The sequence below is a fragment of the Streptomyces sp. CLCI03 genome (assembly GCF_053615355.1).
The window spans coordinates 5,010,448-5,026,324 of record NZ_CM132132.1; the positions used below are offsets into that span (position 1 = coordinate 5,010,448).

At 72.6% G+C, this 15,877-nt stretch carries 12 protein-coding genes; 11 read left to right on the forward strand and 1 reads right to left on the reverse strand.

Annotation, left to right across the window (positions count from 1 at the left end):
* Positions 1 to 53 precede the first annotated feature (53 nt).
* On the forward strand, positions 54 to 1,457 hold the full coding sequence (locus ACWG52_RS23110) for an NAD-dependent malic enzyme (RefSeq protein ID WP_033224466.1): 1,404 nt from the start codon (positions 54 to 56) through the stop codon (positions 1,455 to 1,457).
* A gap of 340 nt (positions 1,458 to 1,797) precedes the next feature.
* Positions 1,798 to 2,079 (forward strand): HU family DNA-binding protein, encoded by a 282-nt coding sequence (locus ACWG52_RS23115; protein ID WP_007264399.1) that lies wholly within the window; start codon positions 1,798 to 1,800, stop codon positions 2,077 to 2,079.
* A gap of 415 nt (positions 2,080 to 2,494) precedes the next feature.
* Here ACWG52_RS23115 and murA read toward each other — a convergent pair whose 3' ends face one another.
* Positions 2,495 to 3,838: a UDP-N-acetylglucosamine 1-carboxyvinyltransferase gene (gene murA, locus ACWG52_RS23120; protein WP_383198757.1), complete on the reverse strand. Its 1,344-nt coding sequence runs from the start codon at positions 3,836 to 3,838 to the stop codon at positions 2,495 to 2,497.
* Between the two features lie 263 nt (positions 3,839 to 4,101).
* Between murA and ACWG52_RS23125 the strand changes: the two genes are divergently transcribed.
* The 9 genes from ACWG52_RS23125 to mycP all read left to right on the forward strand — a co-directional run bounded on the left by ACWG52_RS23125 (position 4,102) and on the right by mycP (position 15,844).
* Positions 4,102 to 4,662 (forward strand): YqgE/AlgH family protein, encoded by a 561-nt coding sequence (locus ACWG52_RS23125; RefSeq protein WP_033224470.1) that lies wholly within the window; start codon positions 4,102 to 4,104, stop codon positions 4,660 to 4,662.
* A 29-nt stretch (positions 4,663 to 4,691) separates the two neighbouring features.
* Positions 4,692 to 4,976, forward strand: coding sequence for a DUF3039 domain-containing protein (locus ACWG52_RS23130; protein WP_030010729.1), 285 nt, complete (start codon positions 4,692 to 4,694; stop codon positions 4,974 to 4,976).
* A gap of 171 nt (positions 4,977 to 5,147) precedes the next feature.
* Positions 5,148 to 6,785 (forward strand): beta-N-acetylhexosaminidase, encoded by a 1,638-nt coding sequence (locus ACWG52_RS23135; RefSeq protein ID WP_389816213.1) that lies wholly within the window; start codon positions 5,148 to 5,150, stop codon positions 6,783 to 6,785.
* 320 nt (positions 6,786 to 7,105) lie between these two features.
* The gene (locus tag ACWG52_RS23140; RefSeq protein ID WP_030724228.1) at positions 7,106 to 7,990 is read left to right on the forward strand and encodes an FAD binding domain-containing protein; all 885 of its coding nucleotides are present in this window, start codon (positions 7,106 to 7,108) and stop codon (positions 7,988 to 7,990) included.
* Positions 7,987 to 10,107, forward strand: a complete 2,121-nt coding sequence (locus ACWG52_RS23145) for a 2Fe-2S iron-sulfur cluster-binding protein (protein WP_390169296.1) — start codon at positions 7,987 to 7,989, stop codon at positions 10,105 to 10,107. The genes ACWG52_RS23140 and ACWG52_RS23145 overlap by 4 nt, the downstream gene beginning before the upstream one ends.
* Positions 10,108 to 10,160: 53 nt before the next feature.
* Positions 10,161 to 12,449 carry a xanthine dehydrogenase family protein molybdopterin-binding subunit gene (locus ACWG52_RS23150; RefSeq protein ID WP_389816320.1) on the forward strand — a complete coding sequence of 763 codons (2,289 nt, stop codon included), beginning with the start codon at positions 10,161 to 10,163 and terminating at the stop codon, positions 12,447 to 12,449.
* Between the two features lie 168 nt (positions 12,450 to 12,617).
* Positions 12,618 to 13,163, forward strand: coding sequence for a hypothetical protein (locus tag ACWG52_RS23155; protein WP_389816218.1), 546 nt, complete (start codon positions 12,618 to 12,620; stop codon positions 13,161 to 13,163).
* Positions 13,160 to 14,641 (forward strand): WXG100 family type VII secretion target, encoded by a 1,482-nt coding sequence (locus tag ACWG52_RS23160; RefSeq protein WP_390141162.1) that lies wholly within the window; start codon positions 13,160 to 13,162, stop codon positions 14,639 to 14,641. Before ACWG52_RS23155 ends, ACWG52_RS23160 begins: the two co-directional genes overlap by 4 nt.
* A 27-nt stretch (positions 14,642 to 14,668) precedes the next feature.
* The gene (mycP, locus tag ACWG52_RS23165) at positions 14,669 to 15,844 is read left to right on the forward strand and encodes a type VII secretion-associated serine protease mycosin (RefSeq protein WP_453125786.1); all 1,176 of its coding nucleotides are present in this window, start codon (positions 14,669 to 14,671) and stop codon (positions 15,842 to 15,844) included.
* The last annotated feature ends 33 nt before the right edge of the window (positions 15,845 to 15,877 follow it).

Consider the following 15,877-nt stretch of genomic DNA (forward strand, 5'->3'; position numbering starts at 1 on the left):
GCAGCGGGGCTCTGTGTGTTACAGCGAACCAGGGACAGAAGAGGAACACGGCCATGGCAACGGCGCCCAGCGTCTCGTATTCGATGACGGTCCGTCTGGAAGTGCCCGCGAGCGGAACCGCGGTCTCCCAGCTCACCACCGCCGTGGAGTCCTCCGGCGGATCGGTCACCGGCCTCGACGTGACCGCATCCGGCCACGAGAAGCTCCGGATCGACGTCACCATCGCCGCGACCTCCACCGCGCACGCGGACGAGATCGTCGAGAAGCTGCGCGGCATCGAGGGCGTCAGCCTCGGCAAGGTCTCCGACCGCACCTTCCTGATGCACCTCGGCGGCAAGATCGAGATGGCGTCCAAGCACCCCATCCGCAACCGTGACGACCTCTCCATGATCTACACCCCGGGCGTGGCCCGCGTGTGCATGGCGATCGCCGAGAACCCCGAGGACGCGCGCCGCCTCACCATCAAGCGCAACACCGTCGCAGTCGTGACGGACGGCTCCGCCGTGCTGGGCCTCGGCAACATCGGCCCGATGGCCGCCATGCCGGTCATGGAGGGCAAGGCGGCCCTCTTCAAGCGCTTCGCCGACATCGACGCCTGGCCGATCTGCCTGGACACCCAGGACCCCGACGAGATCGTGGCCGCCGTCAAGGCCATCGCCCCCGGCTTCGCGGGCATCAACCTGGAGGACATCTCCGCGCCGCGCTGCTTCGAGATCGAGGCCCGTCTGCGCGAGGCCCTCGACATCCCCGTCTTCCACGACGACCAGCACGGCACCGCGATCGTCGTGCTCGCCGCCCTCACGAACGCACTGCGCGTGGTGGGCAAGGCAGTTGGGGACGTCAAGGTCGTCATGTCGGGCGCCGGCGCGGCCGGTACGGCCATCCTCAAGCTGCTCCTCGCGGCGGGCGTCAAGAACGCGGTGAGCGCCGACATCCACGGTGTCGTGCACGCGGGCCGCCCCGACCTCGTCGACGCGGCCGCGGACTCCCCGCTGCGCTGGATCGCCGACAACACCAACCCCGAGGGCTACACGGGCACGCTGAAGGAAGCCGTGGTCGGCGCCGACGTGTTCATCGGCGTCTCGGCCCCCAACGTGCTGTCCGGCGAGGACGTCGCGGCCATGGCGGAAGGCGCGATCGTGTTCGCGCTCGCGAACCCGGACCCCGAGGTGGACCCGGCCGTGGCCCGTCAGACGGCCGCCGTGGTGGCCACAGGCCGCTCCGACTTCCCGAACCAGATCAACAACGTGCTGGTCTTCCCGGGTGTCTTCCGCGGCCTGCTGGACGCTCAGTCCCGCACCGTGAACACGGAGATGATGCTGGCCGCCGCGAGCGCGCTGGCGGACGTCGTGGGCGAGGACGAGCTGAACGCGAACTACATCATCCCGTCGGTGTTCAACGACAAGGTCGCCGGCGCGGTCGCGGGTGCCGTCCGCAAGGCGGCCTCGGGGGCCTGAGCCCCGCTGTGACGGCCCTCACGGGGCTCCGATCCCGGCGCGTCGCGAGATGCGGGCCCGACGGGCCGCCTCTAGGGTTGCGGGGATGCCCGCGAGGTCCGCGGTCCGCAGCGGCGTGTGAGCGAGGGCGTGGACGGAGCGTCACCGCGGCGTGACTGTGGCGCTTTTCGTGTGACCCCGACGGGTGCCGGATTGGCTTTCCCGCCGCTGGTGGGGGCAGGATGCGTAACCGGGCGAGAGGGTCTGACGTTCAGACCCGGGTCCGGGGACTGTCCTAGGGCCCTGGCAGCATCGGCTTCGATCTCACGCCTCTAAGGCAAGTTGAACACGGGAGTACAACATGAACCGCAGTGAGCTGGTGGCCGCTCTGTCCGAGCGCGCCGAGGTGACCCGCAAGGACGCCGACGCCGTTCTGGCCGCGCTCGCCGAGACCGTCGGCGAGATTGTCGCCAAGGGCGACGAGAAGGTCACCATCCCCGGCTTCCTGACCTTCGAGCGCACCCACCGTGCCGCTCGCACCGCGCGCAACCCGCAGACCGGCGACCCCATCCAGATCCCGGCCGGCTACAGCGTGAAGGTCTCCGCGGGCTCCAAGCTCAAGGAAGCCGCCAAGGGCAAGTAGTCCTGCCCCGGCGCCGAGGGCCGCACAGGCCCTTGGAACGGCAGTAGTACGCAGAACGACGATGGGCGGTCACCCCCGGGCGGGGTGGCCGCCCTTCGGTCTGTCCGGGGCCCGACGCGGGCCGGTGGGCCCTGAGGGGCCGAGGGCCGCCCCCGGGTGGCCCGGCGGGCCTGCCAGGCCCTGTGAGGGCCCGTCAGGGGCCTGGCGGGGCCCACGTATGCCGCCGGCATGTCCCCCGGGGGCCGGTGCGCGGCGCGTACGGCCCCGCGCGGGCGCCGAGGCACGGTGCGGGGCGTACCCGCGGCCTGCGTGAGGCGTGCGCGCGTGAGGCGTGCGCGAGGTGTACGGAAAAGCCCCCCGGGCCCTGTGCGGGGCCGGGGGGCTCTGCCGTACGCGAGGTGCGCGCGGGGGACCGTCAGGCGAGCTCGCCGCCCGGGAGCTCGACCTTCGCGCCGAGTTCCACGAGCTTCTCCATGAAGTTCTCGTAGCCGCGGTTGATCAGGTCGATGCCGTGGACCCGCGAGGTGCCCTCGGCGGCCAGGGCCGCGATCAGGTACGAGAACCCGCCGCGCAGGTCGGGGATGACCAGGTCGGCACCCTGCAGCTTGGTGGGGCCGGAGACGACCGCCGAGTGCAGGAAGTTGCGCTGGCCGAAGCGGCAGGCGCTGCCGCCCAGGCACTCGCGGTACAGCTGGATGTGAGCACCCATCTGGTTGAGCGCCGAGGTGAAGCCGAGCCGCGACTCGTAGACCGTCTCGTGGACGATCGACAGGCCGGAGGCCTGCGTCAGGGCCACGACCAGCGGCTGCTGCCAGTCGGTCTGGAAGCCGGGGTGGACGTCCGTCTCCAGCGCGATGGCCTTGAGCGGGCCGCCCGGGTGCCAGAAGCGGATGCCGTCGTCGTCGATCTCGAACGCCCCGCCGACCCGGCGGAAGGTGTTCAGGAAGGTCATCATCGAGCGCTGCTGGGCGCCGCGCACGTAGATGTTGCCGCCGGTGGCGAGCGCCGCGGAAGCCCAGGACGCGGCCTCCAGACGGTCCGGGAGGGCCTTGTGGTTGTAACCGCCGAGGCGGTCGACGCCCGTGATCCGGATGGTCCGGTCGGTGTCGACGGAGATGATCGCGCCCATCTTCTGCAGGACGCAGATGAGGTCCTCGATCTCCGGCTCCACCGCGGCGTTGCTGAGCTCGGTGACGCCCTCGGCCAGCACGGCCGTCAGCAGCACCTGCTCGGTCGAGCCGACCGACGGGTAGGGGAGGCGGATCTTGCAGCCGCGCAGGCGCTGCGGGGCTTCCAGGTACTGGCCGCCCTCGCGCTTCTCGATGGTCGCGCCGAACTGGCGGAGCACGTCGAAGTGGAAGTCGATCGGCCGACCGCCGATGTCGCAGCCGCCCAGGCCCGGGATGAAGGCGTGGCCGAGCCGGTGCAGCAGGGGGCCGCAGAACAGGATCGGGATGCGCGAGGAGCCCGCGTGGGCGTCGATGTCGGCGACGTTCGCGCTCTCGACATGGGTGGGGTCGAGGACGAGCTCGCCCGGCTCCTCGCCGGGACGGACCGTCACCCCGTGCAGCTGGAGCAGCCCGCGGACGACGCGCACGTCACGGATGTCGGGAACGTTGCGCAGCCGGCTGGGTTCGCTGCCGAGCAGAGCGGCGACCATGGCCTTGGGCACGAGGTTCTTCGCACCACGGACACGGATCTCGCCCTCGAGCGGGGTACCGCCGTGGACAAGCAGTACATCGTCACTGATGCCGGTCATGAATCTCGCGTTCCGGAGAGGGGTGGGCAGGGGGCCAGGGAAAAGGGTAAGGGCCACCACCCCCTTGTTCGTAAGGCCGACGTGGCCGTAGGACTGTCATGAATTCGGTACAACACCCTCCGTATCCACCACATGGCGGAGTGTTGCGTTCCGTCTACGCCGTCCGTGCGCGCTCCTCGCTGCTGCCGTGCGCCCTGAGCTGCGATCGATCCGATCTTCCCGCCCGCTCCCCGGAATCGGCCGATGTGCGGGATCATGGCGGCATGACCGAGGTGTCCTCCCTCACAGGGCGGCTGCTCGTGGCCACCCCCGCCCTCGCGGACCCGAATTTCGACCGCGCGGTCGTGCTGCTGCTCGACCACGACGAGCAGGGCTCCCTCGGTGTGGTCCTGAACAGGCCGACCCCCGTCGGCGTCGGCGACGTCCTGCTGCCCTGGGCGCCCCTGGCCGGCTCCCCCGGCGTGGTCTTCCAGGGCGGGCCGGTGGCCATGGACTCGGCCCTGGGGCTCGCGGTGATCCCGGGCGAGGAGGGGCCGCTCGGCTGGCGCCGGGTGCACGGGGCCATCGGGCTGGTCGACCTGGAGATGCCGCCGGAGCTGCTGGCCGCGGCCCTGGGCGGCCTGCGGATCTTCGCCGGTTACTCCGGTTGGGGCCCGGGGCAGCTGGAGACGGAGCTCGGCGAGGGCGCCTGGTACGTGGTGGAGTCGGAGCCCGGGGACGTGTCCTTCCCGGATCCGGAGCGGCTCTGGCGGGCGGTGCTGCGCCGCCAGCGCAGCGACCTCGCGATGGTCGCCACCTATCCGGACGACCCGTCGCTCAACTGACTGGCGCGGGGTTAAGTACCCTGGGTTCCATGAGCACTCTTGAGCCCGAGCGCGGGACTGGCACGGGGACCCTCGTAGAGCCGACGCCGCAGGTGTCGCACGGTGACGGCGACCACGAGCGCTTCGCCCACTACGTCCAGAAGGACAAGATCATGGCGAGCGCGCTCGACGGGACCCCCGTCGTCGCGCTCTGCGGCAAGGTCTGGGTACCGGGCCGGGACCCGAAGAAGTACCCGGTCTGCCCCATGTGCAAGGAGATCTACGAGTCCATGGGCCCCGGTGGGGACAAGGACAAGGGCGGCAAGGACAAGTAGTCCGACCCCCGGCCCTCCTTCTTCGCAGGACCGAGACCCCCGGTGCGCCACAGCGCGTCCGGGGGTCTTTGCCGTGCCCGCACGGAGCGTTAGGGTCGGCGCGACGAGCGCCCTGCGGAACGAGCGTTGCGCAGGACGCAATCCGCGCACGCAGTCGTGAAGGGCTGACGCATGGACCTGATCCCCGCACCCCGGGTCGCACGTCTCGACGAAGGCGGGCGCCGCTTCGCGTTCGGGCCCGAGCCGCTCCTCGACGCCGGTCCGGGCACCGGGACGGTCGCGCGCTGGCTGCGGCGGGAACTGGGCGCGGCCACCGGCTGGGAGCTGCCCCCCGCGGCGGCCGGCGCCGCCGCCGCGCTGCGGCTGCGCGTCGACCCGGACGTCGCGGGAGACCTGGGGCCGGAGGCGTACCGCATCGACATCGGCCCGGACGGGGCCGAGCTGCGGGGCGCGAGCGCGGCCGGGCTGTTCTGGGCCGCCCAGACGCTGCGTCAGTTGCTCGGGCCCGACGCGTACCGCAAGGCGCCGCTGCCCGGCCGTACGTGGAGCCTGCCGTACGCCCGCGTCGTGGACGGCCCGCGGTTCGGCTGGCGCGGGATGATGCTGGACGTGGCCCGCCACTTCATGCCCAAGGACGGCGTGCTGCGCTACATCGACCTGCTCGCCGCCCACAAGCTCAACGTGCTGCACCTGCACCTGACCGACGACCAGGGCTGGCGGATCGAGATCAAGCGCCACCCGCGCCTGACCGAGGTCGGCGGGTGGCGCCCGCGCAGCCGGTGGGGGCACCGGGCCTCGCCGCTGTGGAACGAGACCCCGCACGGCGGGTACTACACCCAGGACGACATCCGCGAGATCGTCGCCTACGCCGCCGAACGGCACGTCCGGGTGGTCCCGGAGATCGACCTGCCGGGGCATTCGCAGGCCGCGATCGCCGCGTATCCGGAGCTCGGCAACACCGACGTCGTCGACACCACGGCGCTCGGGGTGTGGGACGACTGGGGGATCACCGAGAACGTGCTCGCGCCCACCGAGGCCGTGCTGCGGTTCTACGAGGGTGTCTTCGAGGAGCTGCTGGAGCTGTTCCCGGCGGAGGTCTCACCCTTCGTGCACGTGGGCGGGGACGAATGCCCCAAGGCCCAGTGGAAGGCCTCCGCGGTCGCCCAGGAGCGGATCCGCGAGCTGGGCGTGGACGGCGAGGACGGGCTGCAGGCCTGGTTCGTCCGGCACTTCGACGGCTGGCTCGGCGCGCGCGGGCGCCGGTTGATCGGCTGGGACGAGATCCTGGAGGGCGGGCTCGCGGCCGGCGCCGCCGTCTCCTCGTGGCGCGGCTACGCGGGCGGGATCGCCGCCGCCGAGGCCGGGCACGACGTGGTCATGTGCCCCGAACAGCAGGTCTACCTGGACCACCGGCAGGCGGGCGGCGCCGACGAGCCGATGCCCATCGGCTACGTGCGCTCGCTGGAGGACGTCTACCGCTTCGACCCGGTGCCGCCGAAGCTGTCGCCGGAGGCCGCCGCGCGGGTGCTGGGCGCGCAGGCCAACGTGTGGACCGAGGTGATGGAGAACCAGGACCGCGTCGACTACCAGGTGTTCCCACGGCTGGTGGCCTTCGCCGAGGTGGTGTGGTCGCGGCAGCCCGAGCCCGGGGAACGCGACTTCGCGGCGTTCGAGGAGCGGATGGCCGCGCACTACCCGCGGTTGGCCGCGCAAGGGGTCGATCACCGGCCGCCGGGCGGCCCGTTGCCGCGGCAGCGGAGGCCCGGGGTGCTGGGACGCCCGATCGAAGGAGCGCCCCCGAACGTGTGACACCCGGGTGACGACGCCGACCGGAACCGAAAGGGAACGGGAGCGGAACTCTGCCTCAATTTCCCCTGATACAGGGAAAATCGGGCAATAAGGTAGGAGAGTCGCCGAAGGCGGTGCGACAGGGTCGTACGGCCCGTACGGGACACCGCGCCCCGGGGAGGGACGCGGCGGGCCGACCCTCGCGCCGGGAGGGTCGGAGGATGTGCCAGAGTTGCCACGTCCCGGCGGTGAGCACGTACCGTACGGCGGAACAGGCGTGAGCGCCGGAACCGGGACATCGGGAAGGGGCAGCTGGGTTGACCACGCACGCACCGCACGCACTGGATTCACCTCAGGGGCCGCACGGCCCGCAGGCGGCGCAGTCCGTGACGCTGCCGGCCTCGCTCGACGAGGCCGTGGCGGCGCTCACCGCCATGCCCGCCGCCGTGCCGGTCGCCGGCGGCACCGACCTGATGGCCGCCGTCAACGCGGGGCTGCTGCGGCCCGCCGCGCTGGTGGGCCTGGGCCGGATCAACGAGATCCGCGGCTGGCAGTACCAGGACGGCCACGCGCTGCTCGGCGCCGGCCTCACGCACGCCCGGATGGGACGGCCGGATTTCGCCGCTCTGATCCCCGCCCTGGCGGCCGCGGCCCGGGCCGCCGGCCCCCCGCAGATCCGCAACGCGGGCACCCTCGGCGGCAACATCGCCACCGCCGCGCCCACGGGTGACGCACTGCCCGTGCTGGCCGCGCTGGAGGCCGTCCTCGTCATCGTCGGCCCGGGCGGGCAACGGGAGATCCCGGTGTCGTACCTGCTGGCCGGGCGGGAGATGCTGCGGCCCGGCGAACTGATCGGCTTCGTGCGGGTGCCGCTGCTGCACGCCCCGCAGGTGTTCCTGAAGGCCACCGGCCGAACGGGGCCGGGACGTGCCGTGGCGTCCGTGGGCCTCGTCCTGGACCCGGCGCGCCGGGGCGTGCGCTGCGCCATCGGCGCGGTCGCCCCGATGCCGCTGCGTCCGCTGGAGGCCGAGCAGTGGGTGGCCTCGCTGATCGACTGGGACGGCGGGCGGACCTTGGCCCCCGAGGCGCTGGAGGCCTTCGGCGAGTACGTCGCGGCCGCGTGCGTGCCGGACCAGGGCGAGCCGGTGGCTCCCGGAGTACTGCATCTGCGGCGGACGGTGGCCGTGCTGGCGCGCAGGGCCCTCGGGAGGGCGCTGACCTCATGAGCGAGAACGAGAACGAGAACGAGAACGTGACCCAGGGGAACGGCACGGCGGGCTGGGGCTGGGAACCGGTTCCGCAGGGCGGCGAGTACGACTCGGACGCCACGGCCTTCGTGAAGCTGCCGCAGGACATGCTGGACGCGCTCGGCACCGGGGAGCCCCTCGCGGCGCCCGGGCACGGCTACGTGCCGCCGCCGATGATCGTGCCGCTCGGCTCGGCCAGTACGGATCCGGCGGCCACGGGGACGTGGACGATCCCGGTGCAGTGGCCGGAAGCCGGCGGATCGGCGCAGACCGATCCGGCGGGCGCTCCGGGCGCGGGCGCCGGTGCCGGCGGAGCGGGCCAGGGGCAGGGCCCCGGGTCCGTGGGCGGGCCGATCCCGGCGTCGATCCCGATCCCGGCGTCGGTCGCGGCGGCGTTCGCCGAGGCGGAGCCGGAGCAGCCGGCGACCGACCCGAGCGCGACGGCCGAGTGGCGCTTCCCGGAGGCGACGCACGAGCCCGAGCAGGCCGGCCCGGCGACCGGGCAGTGGGCCGTGCCCGAGTACGACGAATTCTCCGAGCAGCGGAACGAGTACCGGCCGGGCGCGCTGGACGCCGACTGGAGCCAGGCCCCGGCGACCCTGCCGGGCGGCGCCCCGGCGCCGTGGGCGTACCTGACGCAGCAGCCGGCCGGGGACCCGAACGCGGACACCGGCGCCGGCGCGGGCGCCGCTGCCGGTGTGCTGCCCGGTACGGACGAGGCGGCGGCCGCCTCGGCCGCGGCCGCCGCGACCGCGCACACCGCCGGGCGGCTGCTCGGCGGGCCCGGAGTGGGCGCCGCCGGCCGCGGGCCGCGGGTGCTGGGCGGACCCGGGGTGGGTACCCCGCTGCCCGAGGGCGAGCCGGTGCACCCGGCCCCGCACGACATCGAGGCCGCGCACGGCCCGGCGGCCGAGCAGTCCGAGGGCGCCAGGGCAGCGGACCACACGGGGCACACGGACCACGCGGGGCACACCGACCACGCGGAGCACGTCGCCGCGGATGAGTACAGCGGCCACACCGGGCACACCGGGCACACCGGGCACACGGTCCTGGGGGAGTACGTCGGATACGCGGAGCGGGCCGGGTACCCCGAGCCCGCCGCCGACCCGGAGCCGCAGCAGGTGGCTCCCCCCGAGCTGGATCTCTTCGGCGGGGTGCGCGCACCGGCGCCGGCCACCGAGCCCGCGCAGCCCGGCGGCACCGACGGCACCGACGGCCACGGCTTCACCGCCTTCGGCCACGCGCCGGAGCCCGGGCCGCAGGCCGCGCAGGAAGCCGCGCACGAGGCGGAGCCCGCCGCCGCGGAGTCCGACCCCGGCCCCGGGGACGGGCCGGCCGCGCAGGAGCCCCCGGCCGACCGCACGCCGACCGAGGACACCGCCGACAGCGAGGGCGCACCCCTGGACGAGGGGATCGGCCGAGGCATCCCGGCCGAGGTGGCGACGTACGAGGAAGAGGCGACCGCCGGGGCCGTCGCCCATCACGAGCACCCGTCGGCCTCCTACGTCCTGCGCGTCAACGGCGCCGACCGGCCCGTCACCGGCGCCTGGATCGGCGAATCCCTGCTGTACGTGCTGCGCGAGCGGCTCGGCCTCGCGGGCGCCAAGGACGGCTGCTCGCAGGGCGAATGCGGCGCCTGCGCCGTGCAGGTCGACGGCCGGCTCGTCGCCTCCTGCCTGGTACCGGCCGCGACGGCCGCCGGCAGCGAGGTCCGCACCGTCGAGGGTCTCGCGACGGGCGGGGAACTCTCGGACGTCCAGCAGGCGTTGTGCAGGTCGGGCGGGGTGCAGTGCGGGTTCTGCATTCCCGGCATGGCCATGACCATCCACGACCTGCTGGAGGGCAATCACGCCCCCAGCGAGCTGGAGACCCGTCAGGCCCTGTGCGGCAACCTCTGCCGTTGCTCCGGCTACGCGGGGGTCGTCGACGCCGTCCGCGAGGTCGTCGCCGAGCGCGAGGCGGCGGCCGCCGAGCCGGCGGCCCCGGGCTCCGGCGCGGGATCGGGTCCGGGCTCCGGCTCGGGCGCTTCCGAGCCTCGCATCCCGCAGCAGGCAGCGCCCGGCGAGGGCGGCATCCACCACGGAGGCACGGCGTGAGCGGGCAGGACGCGGCGACGGCGACGACAACGGTCAACCCCACGGTGACGGCCATGGCGGCCCCCGGCCCCGAGGCCACCGAACCACAGGTCCCGCGCGGCATCGGAGCCTCCGTCCCGGCCGCGGACACCCGCGCCAAGACCGAGGGCACCTTCCCCTACGCCGCCGACCTGTGGGCCGAGGGCCTCCTGTGGGCCGCCGTGCTGCGCTCCCCGCACGCCCACGCCCGGATCCTGTCCATCGACACCACGGCCGCCGCCGAGATGCCCGGCGTCCGCGCCGTCGTCACCCACGCCGACGTGCCCGGCGCCACCACCCACGGCCGCCGCATCGCCGACCGGCCGGTCTTCGCGCACGACGTCGTACGCCACCACGGCGAGGCCATCGCCGCCGTCGCCGCCGACCACCCGGACACCGCCCGGCTCGCCGCCGCCGCGATCGCCGTCGAGTACGAACTCCTCGACCCGGTCACCGACCCCGAGCAGTCCTTCGGCGCCCCCGCCCTGCACCCCGACGGCAACCTGATCCGGCACATCCCGCTGCGCTACGGCGACCCGGAGGCCACCGGCGAGGTCGTCGTCGAGGGCTTGTACCGGATCGGCCGCCAGGACCCCGCGCCCATCGGCGCCGAGGCCGGACTGGCCGTACCGCGCCCCGACGGCGGTGTGGAGCTGTACACCGCGTCCACCGACCCGCACAGCGACCGCGACCTGGCAGCCGCCTGCTTCGGGCTGGACCCGGACCGCGTACGCGTGGTCGTCACCGGCGTGCCCGGCGCGACCGCCGACCGCGAGGACGCCGCCTTCCAGCTCCCGCTCGGCCTGCTCGCGCTGCGCACGGGCTGCCCGGTGAAGCTGGCCGCCACCCGCGAGGAGTCCTTCCTCGGCCACACCCACCGCCACCCGACGCTGCTGCGCTACCGCCACCACGCGGACGCGGAGGGCCGCCTCGTCAAGGTCGAGGCACAGATCCTGATGGACGCGGGCGCGTACGCCGACGCCTCCTCCGAGTCCCTGGCGGCCGCGGTCGCCTTCGCCTGCGGCCCCTACGTCGTCCCGCACGCCTTCGTCGAGGGCTGGGCGGTACGCACCAACAACCCGCCGTCGGGCCACGTCCGCGGCGAGGGCGCCATGCAGGTGTGCGCCGCGTACGAGGGCCAGATGGACAAGCTCGCGGCCGCCCTCGGCATCGACGGCGCGGAACTGCGCATGCGCAACGTCCTGGCCACGGGAGACCTCCTCCCGACGGGCCAGACGGTCACCTGCCCGGCCCCGGTGGCGGAACTGCTGCGCGCGGTCCGTGACTTCGAACTGCCCGCGCTGCCCAAGGACGCCCCCGAGGACGAGTGGCTGCTGCCCGGAGGCCCGGAGGGCGCGGGCGAGCCGGGCGCGGTACGGCGCGGCGTCGGCTACGGCGTCGGCATGGTCCACATGCTCGGCGCCGAGGGGACCGACGAGGTCTCCACCGCCACCGTGAAGGTGGTGGGCGGCGCGGCCACGGTCATCTGCGCGGCCGTCGACACCGGCCAGGGCTTCGCCACGTTGGCCCGCCAGATCGTCCAGGAGGTCCTGGGCGTCGACGAGGTCACCATGGCCCCGGTGGACACCGACCAGCCGCCGGCCGGCCCGGCCGCGCACGGCCGCCACACATGGGTGTCGGGCGGCGCGGTGGAGCGGGCGGCGAAGATGGTCCGCACCCAGCTCCTCCAGCCGATGGCCCACAAGCTGGGCATGTCGACGGAGCTCCTGCAGATCCAGGACGGCCGGATCACGTCGTACGACGGCGCGTTCTCGATGTCGGTCATGGAGGCCATGGCGGGCAAGGAACTCTGGGCGACGGCCCAGTGCCGCCCCCACCCCACGGAACCCCTGGACGCGGACGGCCAGGGCGACGCCTTCGTGGGCCTCGCCTTCTGCGCGATCCGCGCGGTGGTGGACGTGGACATCGAACTGGGCTCGGTCCGGGTCGTGGAACTCGCGGTGGCCCAGGACGTGGGCCGCATCCTGAACCCCCGTCAGCTGGAGGCCAGGATCGAGGCGGGCGTCACGCAGGGCGTGGGCGCGGCCCTGACGGAGAACCTCCGCTCGGTCTCGGGCCTCATCCGCCACCCGGACCTGACGGGCTACGCCCTGCCGACGGCACTGGACGCCCCGGCGGTCCGCATCGTCAAACTGGTCGAAGAACGCGACGTGGTGGCCCCGTTCGGCGCGAAGGCGGCGAGCGCGGTCCCGGTGGTGACGACCCCGGCGGCGATCGCGTCGGCGGTCCGCGCGGCCACGGGCCGCCCGGTCAACCGCCTGCCGATCAGGCCGTCCGCGGCGGTCGGTACGCCCAACTCGTGACCGTGTGACCCGCATTGCACGTGCAACCCCGGACTTGGGCCTGTCGGTACCGGTCGCTAGAGTGATCGGTACCGGTGTACGCGTACGCGCGGACACGGGTGCGAACGGGGATGGGGCGCGGCGGAGACGCCGCGACCACGGGGATGACGGGGAGTCGGGGAGGCCAACGTGGCAGACGACAACGGGGCAGGCGCGGTCCAAGCGGCCCTCGCGCTGGGGCTGGCTGGCCCGATGGGCGCGATCGCGGGGGCAGCTTACGGGGCTACCGCTGCCGCGCTGCGGGTCCAGTACGACGAGTTGAAGGACTACCAGAAGCTCGTGGACGGACTTCTGACGACACTTCAGGAATCGTCGGCTCACCACGGGAAGCTGGCCGACGGCACGCTGCCGACGTCAGCCCTGGGCAACGGCTTCGCTCAGGCCGGCAAGCTCTACACGGCCTACAAGACCGTCCACACGGAGCTGCAGAACCTGTCGAAGGGGCTGGCGGTGCAGATCGAGGCCCTGGGCATCGCGATCCAGTCCGCGAACGGCGGCTACAGCGAGGTGGACGAGGAGACGAAGCGGCGCATGGCCCTCCTCGCCAAGCAGGCCCATGACCAGTACATCGAGGAACGCGACCCGTACGCGGACAAGAAGGCCGACGGCGGACAGCCGGCCACGCCGAACACGCCGCAGCCGAACGCGACGAAGAAGGGAAGTGCCTTCGGATGAGCGAGTTTGAGGGCCTCACGCACGCACAGCTGTACGGCATGATCGCTGCGATCGACCCGGACAAGGTCTACGACTGCTCGGCGCTGCTCACCAACGCCGCCAAGACGATCGACGAGATCGGGAGCAAGCTCAAGGACCACAAGGTCAAGGGCTGGGAGGGTGAAGCGGCCGACGCCTTCCAGAACTGGGTGAACCAGACGGGAAGTGCCACGCTGGAACTGGCCAAGTACAGCGCCAACGGCGGCAAGTACATGGCCGAGACGGCGCAGATCATGCGCGAGGTCGCGCCGACCACGTACGGCGCGGGCGACATGCCCATGTACAGCGCGTCCGCGGAGGCGACCCTCAAGCAGAACCTCGCGACATCCCGCGAGTACCACAACGATCCGGACGCGGTGAAGATGGGCCAGGAGGCCTGGTCGAAGCTGAGTGGCGACCACGCGCGGGCCGTCGACGCGATGACCAAGCTGGCCGGGTCGTACGAGAAGTCCACGCAGCACATAGATGCTGTGAAGCCCCCGACGTTTCCGCCTCCGCCGGATGTGCTGGTGCCGAAGGGTGTCTACGGTTCGGACGAGAGGGCGAGGCCCGGAGGAGAGTCTGGCGGGGGAACCGGCGCGACCGGCTCCTCGTTCACGGCGCCAGGGCCGTCGCACAGTACGTCCTCCAGTGACCCCGGATCGGTCACCAGTCGTCCGCAGCAGCCGGACAGCACGGTTCCGTCGGTGCCGATGCCGTCGACTCCGGACCGCGAGGTGGGCGTCGACCTCGACACCGTTGGCACGCTTCCGGACCGGACCGTACCTCCGGTGACGACCCTGCCCGGCCCCGGCCCGCTGCCCACTGGTCCCGTCAGTCCCACTCCTGGACCCCTCCTGCCGCCCATCGGCTTCCCGCCGGTCGGGGGCATGAAGCCGCCCGGCCTCACCGGTCCTCCGGGCCTCGGCCCCTACCCGGGACTGGGCGGCCCCACCACTCCTCCTCCCGGCGGCAAGGGCCTCGGCACGCCGGGCATGCCCCCGCGGGACAGCGGCATCACAGGCGGCCGGGCCGTGACGTCGACGGGACCCGGATCGGGTATCCCGCGTGGCACGGTCATCGGCGAAGGCGCCCACGCGGGCCGCCCCATGGGTGGTGGAGGCATGGGCCACGGTGGTGGCGGTGCCCACGGTAGCCAGGGCGGCTTCGCGGCAGGACGTCGACTGGCCTCGGAGCCGGGCGGTGTCGTTGGAGGGCGTCAGACCGGTGCGGTCGGTCGTCCGGTTTCGGGCGGTCAGCCGTTCACCCAGGGCGGTTCGGGCCTCGTGCGTAACGGCACTGGTGGCGCGGGCATGGGTCGCATGGGCCACGCTGGGGCAGGCACGCAGACCCCGGGTAAGCGACGGAACGACCAGGTTGGCGAACGTCCCGACTACCTGGCCGAGGACGAGGAAACCTGGCAGGGCAACCGTCGCGTTGTTCCGCCCGTTATCGACTGAGCAGAACGGACATGGCACGGGATGCACATGCGTAAGGCGACCTCGGCCCTGGTGGGTCTCCTCCTGGCCGGGGTCGCCGCGACCCCGGCCCATGCGGAGACCATTCGATCGCAGCAATGGCATCTCGACGCCATGAAGGCCGACGAGATCTGGAAGGTCACCACCGGTAAGGGAATCACCGTGGCGGTGATCGATACCGGTCTCAAGCGCATCCCGGAACTCCAAGGGCAAGTCGTTCCCGGTGCGGTCTTTCCGGTCGGCGATGCCCCGGGTGACCAGGACAACGACTACGACGGTCATGGCACGGGCATTTCCGCCATGATCGCTGCCAGCGGGAAACACCCAAGTGGCGACGGTGCCTACGGGCTTGCACCCGGGGTCAAGATCCTTCCAATCCGTGTTCCTGACATGCTCGAAGGGGCGAATACTCCGTCGATTGTCGCGGCTATTCGGTACGCAGCCGACTCGGAGGCCAAGGTCATCAATATCTCTCTGGCTACCGGCGGGAAGCCAGAGGATGATCGGGATCGAGCCGAAGCGGTGAGGTACGCCCTCTCCAAGGGGAAGCTGATCTTCGCAGGCGCCGGCAACAACGGGAATTCGACCAACAGGCTTCTCTATCCGGCCGGGACTCCTGGAGTGGTGGGCGTCGGTGCAGTGGACGTCACTGGTGAGCCAACCAAGGAGTCCCAGCACGGTGCCCAGGTGGACTTGGCCGCACCTGGTATGGACATCGTCACGGCTTGCACTAGTAAGACGGGGCTGTGCACGACTCATGGCACCAGCGATGCGACCGCCCTCGCCTCCGCCTCTGCCGCACTCCTCTGGTCCGCACACCCCGACTGGACCAACAACCAGGTCCTGCGGGTCTTGTTGAACACCGCCGGCAAGCCCTTCGACGGCTCCCAGCGCAACGATTACATCGGCTACGGCATCGTCCGCCCCCGCGTCGCGCTGCAGACGCCCGGTGACCCCGGTCCAGCCGACGTCTATCCGCTGCCCGATCTCGCGGCCGCGGATGCGGCCAAGAAGCCCTCCGCCTCCGCCGACGCCAAGGCCCCCGACGCCGCCGCGTCCGCGCCCGCCGCGCAGGCCGAGGAGAAGAAGAGCGGCAGTGTGCTTCCCTGGATCGCCCTTGGTCTGGGAGCCTGCGTGCTGATCGGTGGAGCCGTGGCCGTGGTCGTCGTACGACGTAACCGCTGACCCGGGGCCGATCCGACCTGCACCCTGCCTTCG